8 protein-coding genes are annotated in these 16,754 nt (G+C 39.0%); all 8 read right to left on the bottom strand.

What is annotated here, in order from left to right:
• Positions 1–64: 64 nt before the first annotated feature.
• Positions 65–4,906, bottom strand: coding sequence for an NAD-glutamate dehydrogenase (locus tag I6F48_RS09920; RefSeq protein ID WP_197119328.1), 4,842 nt, complete (start codon positions 4,904–4,906; stop codon positions 65–67).
• 208 nt (positions 4,907–5,114) lie between these two features.
• Positions 5,115–7,436, bottom strand: a complete 2,322-nt coding sequence (locus tag I6F48_RS09915) for an efflux RND transporter permease subunit (protein ID WP_197119327.1) — start codon at positions 7,434–7,436, stop codon at positions 5,115–5,117.
• Positions 7,436–8,431, bottom strand: coding sequence for a WD40/YVTN/BNR-like repeat-containing protein (locus I6F48_RS09910; protein WP_165740267.1), 996 nt, complete (start codon positions 8,429–8,431; stop codon positions 7,436–7,438). The genes I6F48_RS09915 and I6F48_RS09910 overlap by 1 nt, the downstream gene beginning before the upstream one ends.
• Before the next feature lie 132 nt (positions 8,432–8,563).
• On the bottom strand, positions 8,564–9,928 hold the full coding sequence (locus I6F48_RS09905; RefSeq protein WP_165740268.1) for a DUF1329 domain-containing protein: 1,365 nt from the start codon (positions 9,926–9,928) through the stop codon (positions 8,564–8,566).
• Between the two features lie 13 nt (positions 9,929–9,941).
• Positions 9,942–12,041, bottom strand: a complete 2,100-nt coding sequence (locus tag I6F48_RS09900) for a DUF1302 domain-containing protein (RefSeq protein ID WP_165740270.1) — start codon at positions 12,039–12,041, stop codon at positions 9,942–9,944.
• Positions 12,042–12,292: 251 nt separating this feature from the next.
• A complete protein-coding gene (locus tag I6F48_RS09895; protein ID WP_149592249.1) occupies positions 12,293–12,514 on the bottom strand; it encodes a DUF2835 family protein in 222 nt (73 codons plus the stop codon).
• Positions 12,515–15,109 (bottom strand): aminopeptidase N, encoded by a 2,595-nt coding sequence (gene pepN, locus I6F48_RS09890; RefSeq protein ID WP_165740272.1) that lies wholly within the window; start codon positions 15,107–15,109, stop codon positions 12,515–12,517. It lies immediately after the preceding gene.
• 47 nt (positions 15,110–15,156) lie between these two features.
• Positions 15,157–16,620, bottom strand: a complete 1,464-nt coding sequence (nhaC, locus tag I6F48_RS09885) for a Na+/H+ antiporter NhaC (RefSeq protein WP_007586912.1) — start codon at positions 16,618–16,620, stop codon at positions 15,157–15,159.
• Positions 16,621–16,754: the final 134 nt, after the last annotated feature.

Genomic DNA, 16,754 nt, shown 5'->3' with positions numbered 1-16,754 from the left:
TATTGTATAACAATTTTAACAATCAGTTATTTATTTACTAAACAAATAACTGATTAAAGCTAAATTATTTTCCTGATGTATCACAGTTGTGACTTAATAACATAAGTTCACGAAGTGCAACTGAGAACTTAGCAAAGTCATGGCTTTGTGATGTTTTAAACTCAGCCAACATTTGTTTCCAACGCTGAAGTAATAAATCTTGGCTATCCATCCACTCATCTATTTGACTATCAACATCGCTCTCGTCACCTTCAAAGCTATTTAGCACCACTTCAGATAACGTACGTTGCTGCCAATCAAGCTCTTCACGGTAAGATGAACGAGCAAGTGCTTGCCAATGATTTGCTACTGGTTGCTTAGTTATTTGCTCTAAGAACCAATGCAGACCCATTCTCGCGCCTAGTTTAAAGTAAGTATTCGATACCATCGAAATACTCTTACCTGAATTATTAGCAACTTCAGCTAAATCCATCACAGAGAATAAGCTTGATAACGAAACAATGCGCTTAGCTATATCTGCAGGAACGCCGGCATCAATTAACTTATTAGCTTCAATTACAATACGGTCATTTTCTTTTTCAATCATGTACGTATTTAAATTATCGCTTAAATCTTTAAATGTTGGCGCAAAGAACTCAATTCCTTGTTCAATCGTTTGTGACTTATTACGATGACGTAAGAACCAACGCGTAGTACGACGAACAGTACGACGAAGTTGGTAAAGCATTTCAGTTTGTACCGCTGCTGGTATTTTATTATCCAGTGCGCTGATAGACGACCATGTATCGCGCATTTCAAATATTTCGCTAGCAATTGAGTAACACATTGCAATTTCAGCTTCGTTGGCACCGGTTTCTTCATGCATACGTACCATGAAGTTTAAACCCATATCATTAACGATACTGTTAGCAAGTTTAGTTGCAATAATTTCTTTACGAAGTGGATGGTTGTTCATCGCATCGTTAAACTTCTCACGTAGAGGACGTGGGAATGACTTCACAAGCAATTGGCGATAGTAAGGGTTTTCAGTAATTTCATCACTTACTAAAGACTCTTTTAATACCATTTTTGCGTAAGACACTAGCACTGAAAGCTCAGGGCGAGTTAAGTCTTTACCTGCGGCTGCACGTTCTGCCAATTCTTCATCGCTTGGAATAAACTCAATAGCACGGTTTAACTTGCCATCTTTTTCAAGTGCATGAATAAAACGAATCTTTTCTTTAAGCGTTGAAGTACCTTTAGACTGCGTAATTGAAATAGTATGTGTTTGACGGTAACAGTCTTTTAATACTAATTCAGATACTTCATCTGTCATTGAATAAAGTAGCTCATCACGTTGTTTACGTGTTAAGTCACCTTCAGCAACCAAGCCATTAAGTAAAATCTTAATGTTAACTTCGTTATCTGAACAGGCAACGCCCCCTACGTTATCAATAAAGTCAGTATTAACACGACCACCCTTAGCTGCAAATTCAACACGACCTAATTGAGTTGCACCTAAGTTACCGCCCTCACCAATTATTTTAGCGCCTAAATCTCTACCATTGATACGTAGTGCATCGTTTGCACGATCCCCTACATCTGCATCAGTTTCTTTAGAGTTTTTAATGTATGTACCAATACCGCCATTCCACAGTAAATCGAACTCCATCATCAATGAAGCTTTCATTAACTCATTTGGGGTCATACTTGCTTTTTTAGTACCCAACATTTTTTTCATTTCTGGGCTGAGCGTAATTGATTTAGCAGCACGAGAGAAAACACCACCACCGGCAGAAATTAACTCTTTGTTGTAATCTTCCCAAGATGAACGCGGCATATTAAATAAACGTTCGCGCTCTGGGTAAGAAGTAGCAGCATCTGGGTTAGGATCAACAAAAATGTGCATATGGTTAAAGGCAACTTGTAAACGAATATGCTTAGATAACAACATACCATTACCAAATACATCACCAGCCATATCGCCAATTGCAACTACCGTAAAGTCGGTAGTTTGACAATCGATATCCATTTCACGGAAATGTCGTTTAACTGACTCCCATGCGCCTTTAGCTGTAATACCCATTTTCTTATGATCGTAACCAACCGAGCCACCTGATGCGAATGCATCACCTAACCAGAAATTGTATTCATTAGCAATGCCGTTTGCGATATCAGAGAAAGTCGCGGTACCTTTATCGGCTGCAACTACTAAGTAAGCATCATCTTCATCGTGGCGAACAACATCACGAGCTGGCACTACTTCACCGCGCTCTATGTTATCTGTAATATCTAGAAGACCACGGATAAAGATTTTGTAACACTCTTGGCCTTCTTTGATAAACGCTTCGCGCTCACTAGGTAGTTGTTTACATACAAAACCACCTTTAGAACCAACTGGCACAATTACTGTATTTTTAACTTGTTGTGCTTTAACTAGGCCAAGTACTTCAGTACGGAAATCTTCACGACGGTCAGACCAACGCAGTCCACCACGCGCTACTTTACCGTAACGTAAATGCACACCTTCAACGCGCGGAGAGTATACAAAAATCTCAAACGCAGGAAGAGGAAGCGGTACATCCGGAATTAAACTAGGCTGTATTTTAAACGAAACATAAGACTTAAACTGACCTGCATCGTCTTTTTGGAAATAGTTAGTTCGTAGCGTCGCAACAATCATATCTACGTATAAACGTATAATACGGTCATCATCAAGGTTTGCTACGTTTTCAAGTTCTAAGTAAATTTGCGTACTTAACTTTTCAAGTGTTTTAGCACTTGCTGGGCTCTTAACTGAGAACTTTTTAGCAAATAAATTAACAATTTGCGCTGCAATGTTTGGATAATTTGCAAATGTGCTTTCAATGTAACTTTGTGAGAACGTTACACCAATTTGACGCATGTACTTAGCGTAAGCACGTAAAATAGAGGCTTCGCGGCCAGTTAGGCCACCCATTAACACTAAACGGTTAAAACCATCATTTTCAAGGCGGTTGCCCCACACATTTGTTAATGCAGCGCGAAAACGTGCTGAAATTTTATCAAAGTCTGCCATCCCTTTGCTGTCAATAAGCATCGAGAAGTCCATGATCCAGTTAATACGACCATCGCTAGTTTTAACTGAATATGGTGTTTCACCAACAACGCGCAGACCAAAGTTTTCAAGCATTGGCATAACATCAGATAAGTGAATTGGCTCATCTTTATGGAATAAGCTTAATCGTACAATATTACTGTTTGCTTCTTCTTGAGGACGGTAGAACAGCATTTCTAGCTTGTTTTCATCGCTAAGTAGTTCTAACTTTTCAATATCAACAACCGCAGCACTTGGCAGTACTTCATCTTTGTATGAGCGTGCAAACGCATTACAATATTTACGATTTAAATCGTTACCACGTGCTTCGCCCGCTGACTCTAAAAGTGCAGACTGAAGTTTATCTTCCCACGTGCGCGCAGCTTCTACTAAATTGTTTTCGATGTCTTTCACGTTATATTCGATCTTGTTGTCGGTCACACGAACGGTGTAATGTGTACGCGCCAGTGTTGACTCAGAGAAATAAGTAGTAAATTCGACTTTATCGTCAGAATTAAATGCATTAGCTAATATATCTTGCGTTTCACGGCGCAGGGCTGTGTTGTAACGCTCGCGAGGTACATAAACCATGCAAGATAAAAAGCGACCATACGCATCTTTACGTACAAACAAGCGACACATATCACGCTCTTGTACTTGTAAAACACCCATAGCAACTTCAAGTAGCTCACTTTCGCGCGCTTGAACAAGCTCATCACGTGGGTAGGTTTCTAAAATATTTAAAACAGCTTTGTAAGCGTGCGTGCCTTTAGCAAAGTCACACATTTCCATAATGCGATTAATTTTACTTTTTAATACGGGTACATCAGTAGCGCTGTTATTGTAAAAGCTTGATGAGAACAAACCAATAAAGCGGTCTTCTCCAATTACATTACCTTCATCGTCGAAACGCTTAATACCTACATAATCAATGTAAGCTGGGCGGTGAACGCGAGAAACAGAGTTAGTTTTAGTTAAGATCAATAAGTTGCTGCTACGTGCTTCTTGGCGAGCAACTTCTGGTAATTCTGATAATAATCGTGTGTGTTCTTCAGTAGAATTTTTCATCAAGCCAAGGCTTGATTCCATTTTACCTTTTAATTGGTAATCACCTTGAACTGGGCTTAGCTCATATTCACGGTAACCCATTAGGGTAAAGTTATCTTTAGCTAACCAATCTAAAAACTCAGTTGTTTCTGACACTTCTTCTTTTGTTTTATTATGATGACGCTTAGGTAACTCTTTGGTCACTGCCATCAATTTTTTACGGATTGGTTGCCAATCATCAACAGCAACTGACACATCAACAAGAACCGATTCTAACTCTTTTTTGAAAGACTCAATCACAGAAGAATCTGTCTGACGGTCGATTTCAATAAAGAATACTGTTTTAGTAGATGAAGATTCTTGCTCTGCTTTTAAATTTGATAATCCAGAAATTTTAGCGTTTGTATCGCGCTTAATTTTTAATGGGCAATGAAGTAATAAGTGAGAGGCGATATTTTCACGAGTCATGGCCATACGAACAGAATCAACTAAAAACGGCATGTCTTTAGTAATAATTTCTACAATTGTATGCGATGACTGCCAGCCATCTTTTGCCACTTCAGGGTTGAAAACGCGGATAACAGCGTCGTCGGTAGTATTTTTTTCTAGTGCGTTCCAAAGGCTTAATGCTGCGCCATATAGGTCACTATCGTTGCGATTTGCCAAATCCTCTTTAGACATGTTGCTGTACAAGGCTTTGGCGAATTTCTCAACGAGTAACACATTATCAGCGCGAACTTTTTTCTGGATCAGCTTACAGACATTATCTAGGATAACCGAGGCTTGGCCTTCATTTCGTGTCATTGTATGTTCCTTAATCTATTACTGCTCAGGAGCAGAAATTTGTACAGCTATTCATTAGCGTGGAGTCAATCAAATTCTAACCCTTTTGCAGCTAATAAACAGCCTTTTCGATGAAAACATTTTAAGCATTTCAGCTATTTGGTCATCTATTCACAAATTGTAGATATAAATGGCCTTTACAGGCCATTTAGGAGCAAAATTATTCACATTATTTTTTCTGGTCAGTCCAGAGAAGGCTACCAATAGCGGGTAATAACAATACCGCACCTAACATATTTACTAAAAACATGAAGGTTAGCAATATACCCATATCAACTTGGAATTTAAGATCTGAGAATATCCACGTACTCACACCAATAGCTAATGTAATCCCTGTAAACAATACAGCACTACCACGCTCAACAAGTGCATTACGATAAGCAACACTTAATGGTACGTTTTGCTTAAGCTGCCCCATCATTGACGACAGTATATAAATACCATAATCAACCCCAATACCAACACCTAACGCAATTACAGGCAGTGTAGAAACGGTTAAGCCTATTTCTAATTGAACCATAAGTGCTTGTGCAAGTGTTGATACAATATAAAGCGGCAATACTACGGCTATTGTTGCTTTTACGCTTCTAAAGCTCATTAGGCATAAAATAATAACGGCACCATAAACGTAAAGCATCATTGGTATTTGCGCCTCTGCAACCGACTCATTAGTCGCTGCCATTACACCAACAGGGCCAGACGCTAATTTAAATGCTAATTTATCAGTGCCCTCTTCTTTAGCAAATTGCTTAACACTTTTAATCACAGTATCGATAGTTTGTGCTTTGTGATCATCTAAAAATATAATCACAGGCATAACAGAACAATCCCCGTTAAGTAGGCCTGTACTCGTTTCTACTCGAGATGTTGACTGTACTAAGCTTGCTGAATTTCGTGGCAAACTCTGCCATTTCAGATTGCCTTCGTTGTACCCTGCGTTAACCGATTGAGCTACAGAACTCAAACTAACAGCAGACTGCACACCGGTCACATTTTCTACTTTATATTGGAAACGGCTAATCCTCTGCATCACATCATGTTCAGTACATGCTGCAGGATATGCCTCTACTATTACCTTTAAGATATCTGACGAAATAGTGTACTTGTCTGATATTAAAAATGTATCTTGATTATAACGCGCATCTTGATGCAGAGATGGCGCGCCTGCGTGTAAGTCGCCTATACGCATTTTATCTGCTTGCCAGTAACCTAGTGCAAATAAAACAAGGGTAAAACCAATAATCATTTTAGCTACTTTAGGATCTGTAGCTTTTACAAGAAGGTCTCTAATTTTATCAAGCATGTTAGGCTTTGCAGCGTCGCCAGATTGAATATGTACACTGTTTTCAAAGTTCATGTACGATGCCCAAACTGGCAGTAAAATTAAATTAGTAAATATAATGACGGCTACACCTAAACTCGCTGTAATAGCAAGTTCGCGGATAATACCAATATCAATAGTAAGTAATGTTAAAAAGCCGACAGTGTCTGAAAGTAGTGCAATACCACCGGGTATTAATAGAGCCCTAAAACTTGACTGACAACAGATACGGGTACTTTTTCCTTCACCTACTTTTTTACCAATCGCATTTATCATCTGCACACCATGGCTTACACCAATCGCAAATACTAAAAACGGTACCAAAATAGACATAGGGTCAAGGCCAAAGCCTAAACTTGAAAGCAGGCCAAGTTGCCAAACAACTGCAATAATAGAACAGGCAATAGGTAAAATGGTTAACTTCAAACTACCACAAAATAGCCAAACCATAATAAATGTAAAGGCGATAGCAATGGCAAAAAATACAACCACGCCTTTTGCGCCTTCAGCTATATCACCTGCCATTTTTGCAAAACCAATAATATGAATACTTACTTTATCTGTACTTAAAGGTTCTCTTAAATCACTTTCTAGCTTTTGTGCAAAAGCTAAAGTGTCTAATTTTTGTTGAGTTTGAGGATCTGTTTCTAAAAGCTGGGCCGTTACCATTGCACACGAGTAATCGCTGGCAATCATACGTCCTACCACTTTTGCTTTTTCAATGTTTTCTTTTACAACACCTAAACCACGCGTATCCGCTTTAAAGTTAGCAGGAATAATTGGACCGCCTGCAAAGCCATCCTCGACTACTTCAACAAAACGAGCACTGGGTGAAAATATAGAGTTAACTAATGGACGATTTACGCCAGGAATAAAATAAAGCTGATCGTGAACCGCTTTTAATTGAGTAAAGAACTCTGGATTAAATATATTGCCGCTGTCATCACACACTGAAATCAAAATACTGTTTGCACCACCAAACTGTTTTTCATGCTTAGTGTATACTTTCATATAGTCGTGATTTAACGGGATGTTTTTATTAAACGAGGCATCTAATTGAATTTGAGTTGCTTTGAATACCAGTAAACAGCTTATAAGCGCAAAACTTATAAGCATAATTAAGCGATGTCTAAAAATCGCCTTTTCAATAAAATCGAGTAACTTATGCATTAAGGGGTTAACTCCTTCACTTTAATGCCATCTTCTGTCGCCATGATTAGTTTGTTATTTAAAATCACGCCATCTAAAATTGCTTTACCATCGGCTAACTGCTCATGGGTGAGTAACCCATCTTGAAGATGAAAAATAACGCCACTATTGGCGAGCATGAGCCATTGTTTGTTATTGTAATTAATGATGTTGTTGATCGTCGCAGTTTTTACATTTTCGAAATGCTGCCACTCTTGTTCGCCATTTTGCTTAGCAAAAACATTACCTCGAAGCCCCGCTACAATTTCTTGCGTACTATCAGAGGCAACTGCAAAGAATGATCCAGGATAAATTTCCTCAATCCTTTGCCAAGTTTCGCCATCATCAATGCTTCTGGCCATTAAACCCATTTCACCAACCAACATTAATCCGTTATCTGTTTTTTCGATTCGATTAAAGTGCGGTAAAATTGAAGCTGTTTCTGCTTCATACCCTTCGGGATCGTTTTCTTTTAAATCGTTTAAGTAATCTCTGTCATCACTAAACAGTAACGAATCTAAAAAGCGCTTTTGCCAATGTTTACCACCGTCGGTGGTTTGATAAAACATACCATAGGCGCCCACTGCAAAACCTTTTAAATCATCTTCAAATAGGATATCAAGGCAGGGTTTATCTAGTTCTGGTTTAACTTGTTGTAACTGCCAATTAATACCACCATCGGTAGTATTGATAATGGTGGCATCGTGTCCACATGCCCAGCCATTATTTTCATCGCTAAAGTCAACAGCTGTTAATAGCACTTGAGTCGGTACAAGTTCAGCTTGTTGCCATTTATTACCAGTGTCACTTTTAATAACGGTACCATGCTTGCCTACTGCAATTAGCCCGTTACCTGTGTTTGTTATATCAGTAAGTAGGGTTTTATCTGCTTTAATTGCACTGATTGCATTTTCAGGGACATCCTGAGCAACACTCGCACCACTTATGATCAGGCTGGCATATACTAAATACTTCATAAATTTTAATCGCCTTGAACGAGAGAATTGTTTGTCTTTATATACTGAGGAAAGCGTTGCGCGATTTGGTATAAGACAAACGCGATGTGAAAGGAAAAGGCACTTAACATACGTTAAGTGCCTAACTTCTAACTATCTACCTGCGCGACGTAATGCGCTTGACGTAAACTCGTTATCGTTAAACGATTGTGAAAAATCGTACATTTTTTCTTGGTTATCTAAACCAATTGCTAAATAACGACGTGAATTTAAATCATGATAAACCTCAAGCGTACTCCACTGAGTAGGTACTTCGTAGTAGTTAAGGCCATAAGCCATTGCTACACGGTAAAGTTGGTCGCGGTTATCATAAATATCCGTAACCTGTACTTGCCAGCTATCTTCATCAATGTAAAACACACGTTTTTTATAGATATGGCGTGTATCGTCTTTTAAGTTAGCTTCAACAACCCAAACACGGTGTTTTTCGTAGCGTGTATGCTCTGGGTTTATGTGGCCAGGCATTAAAATGTCATCGTATTCTAACTTATCACTATGAAGCTTATAGCTGTTGTAAGGAATGTATAATTCTTGCTTACCTTTCAACGTCCAGTTGTAACGATTAGGTGAGCCATTGAACATGTCAAAGTCATCAGTAGTACGTAAGCTATCCGCTGCTGTTCCTGGTGCATCATATGCAACATTAGGTGCACGACGAACGCGGCGTTGTCCCGAGTTGTAAGTCCATGCTTGGCGTGGCGTTAATATTTGGTCCATCGTTTCATGAACAAGCAGTGCTGTACCTGCTAAGCGTGCAGGCTCTGTAACACTTTGTTTAAACTTAAACAAAATGTTTGAGTCTTGCAGCTCTGCGGGTGTTGCACTCGGATCTGAATATTTAACTAATAGCTGTTCATCAAAGCCAACATAGTTATAAGAGCCTGACGCCGTTGGTGCTGCTTGACCACCAAAACGTTCAATAGATTGCCCACGGTAACGTAATAAGTGATTCCAAATTGCCTCTAAACCCGTTTTAGGAATAGGAAAAGGAATACCAATTGCTGTATTTTTAATACCATTTCCGCCTTCAACTAATTCAGCTGTTGGTGCAAACTTTTTAGTTGCGTCATAAACAAACTGTGGATAAGACGCTGAGCGACGTGTTTCATACACTGGCATTTTAAATGTGTCTGGGTATGCTTCAAATAAAGCAATTTGACCCGGACTTAAATTGGCTTTGTACTTTTCGATATTACTTTTATCAATAGTGAAAAGCACTTTGTCAGTGGTATATGGGTCAAGGTGATGCATACCCGGTTCATAACCTGCTGGTGCAGATGTAATGCCATTATTCCATGCTGGAATAGAACCATCAGCATTCGCTGCTTTTTCTGCGCCCAATGGCGTTAAATTTTGACCTAATTGAGCAACTTCGTCAGTGCTTAATTTAGCTAAGGCTGCGCTGCTTGCAAACAAGCTACAAAAAGCAGTAGCAATGAGGGTAGGTTTTATAATCATAGTAATGTTACCCCTAAATAGAATATTTTAAGTTAAAAGAAACGTAATCGCGGTCTGAGAAGGTATTAATACCGCCGCCGCCCCAAAACGAGTTGTAGCTCACATCAAGTGACCACGCATTTTGGTAGTTAAAGTTCATGGTCGCACCTAAAGATTTACGGTCTTCAATAAATAAGAACATAGGATCTGGTGTATTACCATTTACGTCATGAGAAAATACAAAACGTGGAGAGAAGTTAATACCATCGTAAAGGTCATAATAATCACCTTTAGCAATTAAGCGGTAACCCCAAGAAGATGCAGTAGCAAATGATTTTTCTTCAGCACCGTTTGATAAACCAAGCTGTAATGTTGAGTAATCAGTAGTGCCTGGGCCAGTAATAACGCCACTACGGCCAGTACCAGATACATTCAAACGCATTTCGTCATATTCTGGCATGTTATGAATTTTTACAGCACCCACTTCACCAACAACAGCCCAACTATCAGCCCCTAATGAAGGGCCAAATAAATGAGTAGCCGTAAATTGAATTTGAGATGTATCACGTTCAATATAGCCCTTGGCAACTTCACCCGCTCCAACAGAGCTTATAGCATCGCCAAAACTCATTTGCGAAATACCCGCAAAATCAGGACGAATACCGGCAAGCGCTAACTGCTCTGGCATAGCTGTATAAAGTAACTCTACGTCATCAATTTGCAGAGGCTCGTCTTGACGAAAAGCAAATTCACCCGCAAAAGCTGTTTCACCAATAGTGGTGTTAAAGCTTAAACCGTATAGTTTAATATCTTCAGGGTAGTCGTTTTCAGCTTTAGAAAAAGCAGTTAAATCAGCCACATTATCAGAGGTAATCTCTGTAGTCATAATCATTGCTAAATCTTGAGCTATAGCAGCCTGAGAAAAGTTTGATACGCGACCAGAGATAAGCGGACGACGACTGTGGTAGTTCACGTGGTATAACGCAATTTCAGTATCATTAAACTCAGGTAAAAACACACCTAAGCGAAGACCATACTGACCGCCATCTTCAGGTTCTGTTTTACCATTATCCCCTTTACCTTTAAGCGCGACCTTAGTTGGATATGCAAGGTACATTTGAGCTAATAAAGCACTCCCTTCGGCACTTGAAGGATCTATGCCTCGTGCAGCTGCTGCTAATGCAAAGTCAGATGTTAAGTTATTTAAACTATCCGTTAAAAAAGCAACATCAATATCAGGGTTAGACGTAAAGCCTAATTGAACATTTTGTTGGTAACCATTTTCTGCTGCAAAGTCATTAGTAGAAAAATACGTGCCGGCTGCTGGTAAACGCGTTTCTTGCCATTGATATTGGTAGAAACCTTCAAGCGTGATGTTTTCAGTAATACCAAGCGATGCCCAAAGCATACCGATTGGTATAAATGCTTCTTTAAGCTCAGCGCCTGGTGCTTTTAATCTGTCAATATCAACCGGGTTTACGTTAATGCCATGAGATATAAGCGTACTTTCCCCCCAGTTAACTACTTGCTGACCTAAACGAACAGATAAAGGATTATTTCCGTCGTTTAAATCAAAATCGGCCCATACAAACGCATCTAGTAAACGTATGTCGGCACAACTTTGTGCTTTGGTGTCTTTATCGTCACATGGATCAACACCCTGCCCTGATGTAGGATTTGAGTATGCATGATTGCCATCCATTAATGCAAAGTCATAAAAATACATAAAGCGAGTGAACAAACCGTAGTTATCTTTATTTATTGAAAGGTCGTGTGTGCCCTTCAATAGTTTTGAGAATGAGTCACCACTATCAAAATTTAAATTACCCGCATCACCATTGTTTGAGTAAGAGCCCGGTTGTGCCCATACATCTTGTGATGAGTAAATAGTGTTACTTAGCGCAGGGTTGTAACCTGTCCAGTCAAAAGCTGGATTATTACTTTTACCAATTAAGCTAAAGTCCCTGTCTTCTACACGGACACTTTGCCCATATGAAAAGGTTGAATCGAAGGTAATATCAAAACCCCCAGCTTCAAATGTTACAGCTTGAGTACTGGCTGCAGATAAACCTAAACTAGCGGCTGCTAAACCTATAGCGATTTTATTTTTAACAAAAAGCGATCTTCTTATCATTTTGGTTCCCCCCTGTCGCGGGTCATTTTGTGTGATCAAGTTATTGTTTTTAGTGTAATCATAACGATAGAAGCGAATCTGCAAAATTACAAATACGCGCTCAAATCTGTCATATATTTTTATTCTGGTTGACGCTTACGTATTGGTAAGACGTCGTACCAGATAATTTATACACGTAATTTAACAATAGGACAAATTGAAATTAACAAAAATACAATATTTTTATGTATATATAACATAAAAACCGAGTGTCAGGCCACTCGTTCTAGGCGGATAAACTTGTTTTCGGGGGTTAATAAGAGTCTAAAACGGCCACGTACACCCAAGCTCGAAATGAAGGGCCTTAAATATGTAGCGGTAAAACGAATCGTTTTACCGCCATCCTCTACAACTTGTAATGAGCTAAAACGACCATGGTAGTAATCCATGCATTCGTTATAGCTCAATCTTAGGGTAAAATAATACTCAATCATTTATGCGAGCGCTTTTTCAACCTTTTCATACAAGTCAGCACTTAGGCCATCTAAATTGGCTAAGCGCTGTAATTGCAGTTTCATTGCTTGTGAGCGTACATCATCGTAACGCTTCCACGACATAAATGGTGTCAGCATACGCGATGCATTTTGTGGATTAATTGCATTAAGTTTTATTAGTAAATCACCTAATAACGCATAACCTTGGGCATCATACCGATGAAATTGCGCTGTATTAAAATGGCTAAAACTTCCTACAAGTGCACGTACACGATTGGGATTTGAAAAATCAAAACACGGGTGTTCGTAAAGTGCTTTAATATTCTCTATTGCATTACTACCCGATTGCATAGCTTGCAGTGCAAACCATTTATCCATCACCAAAACATCATGACGCCACTGACTATCAAAATGACTCAAAAGCTCGTCTCTAACAGGGTGTGAAGCTTTTACCACAGCGCTTAGGGCACCAAGTACATTAGTCATATTAGTCGAGCTTGCCGCTTCTTTAATAAAGGTTACAGCTTCTGGCTTTTGCGTTTTAGCTAGATAATGTAAGCATATTTGTTTCAAGGCACGGTTTGCAACTGCGCTTGCACTTATACTCCCATCATCTTCAAGAGATTCGTAGCAACTAAGCAGTTCATCAGCAAGTTCATCAGCAATTTGTTGCTCAAACTTTTCTGTTATTTCAATAATGTCATCTACAGGTATTACATCAAATTCAGCAGCTAACGTGTCAAAACTCGGCAATTTAAACAGCTCTGCAATTAAAGCTAAATCGCCCTCTTTGGTGTTTATAAGTACACGTAGCGCATTTATAATTTCGCTGCTTAATACGCTATTCGTTGCATCGGTGATTTGAGATTTAATCGCCTTAATGAATAGCTGCTGTTGTGCATCCCAACGTGAAAAATCACTGCGCGCAAAACGCATAATATGCAATAGTTCGGGCTCTGTTGTTTGCTGGTTTAAAATACAAGGTGCAGAAAAGTCTTCTAGCAAAACCGCAACAGGCTTTTCTAAAATATTATCAAAGCTAAATATTTGAGTCGCATTAGTTACATCGAGTACATGATCTAGCTTTTTACCTTTATATTGCAGAGCAATACTTTGTCCATTGGCATCAAGTAGTTCAATAGCAAAAGGTATATGAAGCTTTTTATTCTCTGGCTGATTAGCTGGCGCTGTTTGCTCGATTGTCAAAGTGTATGTATTTGAGCTACTATCAAATTCTTGAATTGCATTTAAACGCGGTGTACCTGATTGGCTGTACCATTGTTTAAATTGCTCTAAATCAACACCTGATGCATCGCTCATCGCACTTACAAAGTCATCACATGTAACTGCTTGCCCATCGTGGCGCTCAAAGTAAAGCGTCATCCCTTTTTGAAAATTAGTTTCACCCAGTAATGTGTGCATCATACGGATAACTTCAGCACCTTTATCGTATACAGTTACTGTATAAAAGTTATTCATTTCAATAACTTTCTCAGGGCGAATTGGGTGAGCCATAGGGCCTGCATCTTCGCTAAACTGATGCGTACGCATAACTTTGACCGCATCAATTCGGTTAAGTGCACGAGAGCCTAAATCACTACTGAACTCTTGGTCTCTAAATACAGTTAACCCTTCTTTTAGCGATAACTGAAACCAATCTCTACAAGTAACTCGGTTACCTGTCCAGTTATGAAAGTACTCATGCCCTACAATGGATTCAATCGTATGGTAGTCTTTATCTGTGGCTGTTTCTTGATTAGCTAATACGCATTTACTGTTAAAAACGTTTAGCCCTTTATTTTCCATCGCGCCCATGTTGAAAAAATCGACGGCTACAATCATATAAATATCAAGGTCATACTCTAAATTAAAGCGTTCTTCATCCCACTGCATTGCCTTTTTGAGTGAGGCAATAGCATGGGGTGTTTTAGATAAATTACCTTTATCAACAAACAATGCTAATTCTACATCTTTGCCGCTTTTAGTCGTGTACGTATCTTTTAAAACATCAAAATCGCCAGCTACAAGTGCAAATAAATAGCTCGGCTTTTTAAATGGGTCTTGCCATTTAACAAAATGACGACCATCTTGTGTTTCACCACTGTCTACTTGATTACCATTAGAAAGAAGTTGTAGATACTTTTTATCGGCAATAATAGTTACATCAAACGTGGCAAGTACATCAGGGCGATCCATGTAATAGGTGATCTTTCTAAAACCCTGCGCTTCACACTGTGTACAATACGCACCGCCAGATAAATACAAACCCTCTAAAGAAGTATTCGTCTCAGGCGATATCTCGGTCACAATACTTAATTGACAACTATCCGGTAGGTTATTAATTATTAGCTGCTCGCCAATAATTTCATAATCAGTTATATCAACCGTATCAATAGATAAAGACAGTAAGCGTAAATCAATACCATCAAGCACTAAAGGTGCTTTTTTATCACCAACACGCGTAAGCGTTAGCAAAGAGCTTACTTTGGTTGATAATGGCTGTAAGTCAAAGGTTAGCTCTGTGTGGTCAATTAAAAAATCAGGAGCTTTATAGTCTTTAAGATATTGTGCTTGAGGTTTACTTGATTCAGTCATAGATACTCCAAAACAGCTCCTTTTAAGTTAAAAGGAGCTGTTTAAAATTAGGCGGATTGTTTTGGCTTAATACGTAAAATTTTAATGCCCAAGTAGGCATAAACCACCGCTAAAACAGGGTTAATTAAGTTAAAGAAAGCGTAGAGTGCATAATCAAAAGGATTTATTAGTAAAACGCTTTGCATATATGCGCCACACGTGTTCCATGGAATTAGTGGGCTGGTAATTGTACCGCCATCTTCCAATGTACGAGATAAGTTAACAGGCTTCAAACCACGTTTTTCATATTCATCTTTAAACATACGACCAGGTACAACAATTGCAATATATTGATCGGCCGCTATCACGTTAGTACCAATACACGTTGCTATTGTTGCCGCAATTAACGATCCCGTACTTTTAGCTATTTTAAGTATGCTTTTAACAAAAATATCCAAAAGGCCTGTTTTTTCCATAATGGCACCAAACATCAGTGCAGTCATAATAAGCCATGTGGTTGTAAGCATTCCAGACATACCGCCACCACTGAGTAGGGAGTCCATTTTGTCATCGCCTGTACTTATGCTAAAACCATCAAAAAACGTCGTCCAAACAAGCTTAAAATAGCCAACCAACTGCCCTTGAGAAACATCAATTTGACTAGCAATTAAATCAGATTGAAACAACATGGCCCAAACAGCGCCCACAACAGCACCGATAGAGATAGCAGGAAAGGCTGGCATTTTTTTAATCGCTAAAACTAAAAGTACAATTAGCGGGATTAGCATTTCAAAACCAATATTAAAGTTTTGCTGTAAAATAGCCGTTATTTCATCAATGCGCCCCGCTTCGCTTGAAGCAGTTGCGTTAAAGCCCATGAATATAAATATAATCAGCGCAATTACAAAACTTGGTACTGTCGTCCACAGCATATGTTGAATATGCTCAAATAAATCAGCGCCTACAACTGCTGGCGCTAAATTGGTTGTTTCAGACAGCGGGCTTAACTTATCACCAAAGTACGCGCCAGATATAACAGCGCCTGCTGTAACTGTTTGTTCAAGTCCAAGACCCGTTGCAACGCCTAATAAAGCAACACCTATCGTAGCGGCAGTAGTCCAAGAACTACCTATACTCATAGCTACAATGCCACAAATTAAACAACTCGCTGCATAAAACCAACTTGGGTTTATAACTTGCAAGCCATAATAAATTAAAGTTGGTACAGTTCCAGAAAGTAGCCAAGTGCCAATTAACGCACCTACCATAAGTAAAATTAGGATAGCGCCAAGTGAAAGCGTTATACCTTCGATCATAGCTTGTTCTAATTTTTTCCATGTATAACCGTTTTTAAGCCCAATTAAAGCCGCTGCAAAAGTAGCAAATAAAAGTGCAATTTGGTTAGGGCCTGATGAAGAGTTATCACCAAATAAGTAAACGGCAGCACCAAGTAAACAAATTAATACAGAGATAGGAATTAATGCATCAAAAAACGAGGCGGGCTTGATTGGTTTGTCATCCAATAGCTTCAAAGTAGAGACTCCTAGACACACTTACTGTGTGTTTAATTATTATTTTTAGCACGTAAAGCGCATTAATTGAGCATGATTGTTCTAGCTCAACTTTATGTAATCAAATATTATAACAATTTAGTAAATTTTAGGTA

The sequence above is a fragment of the Pseudoalteromonas sp. SWYJ118 genome (assembly GCF_015864505.1).
In the GTDB taxonomy this organism is placed as follows: domain Bacteria; phylum Pseudomonadota; class Gammaproteobacteria; order Enterobacterales; family Alteromonadaceae; genus Pseudoalteromonas; species Pseudoalteromonas arctica.
This window is presented reverse-complemented; position numbering and strand designations above follow the sequence as displayed.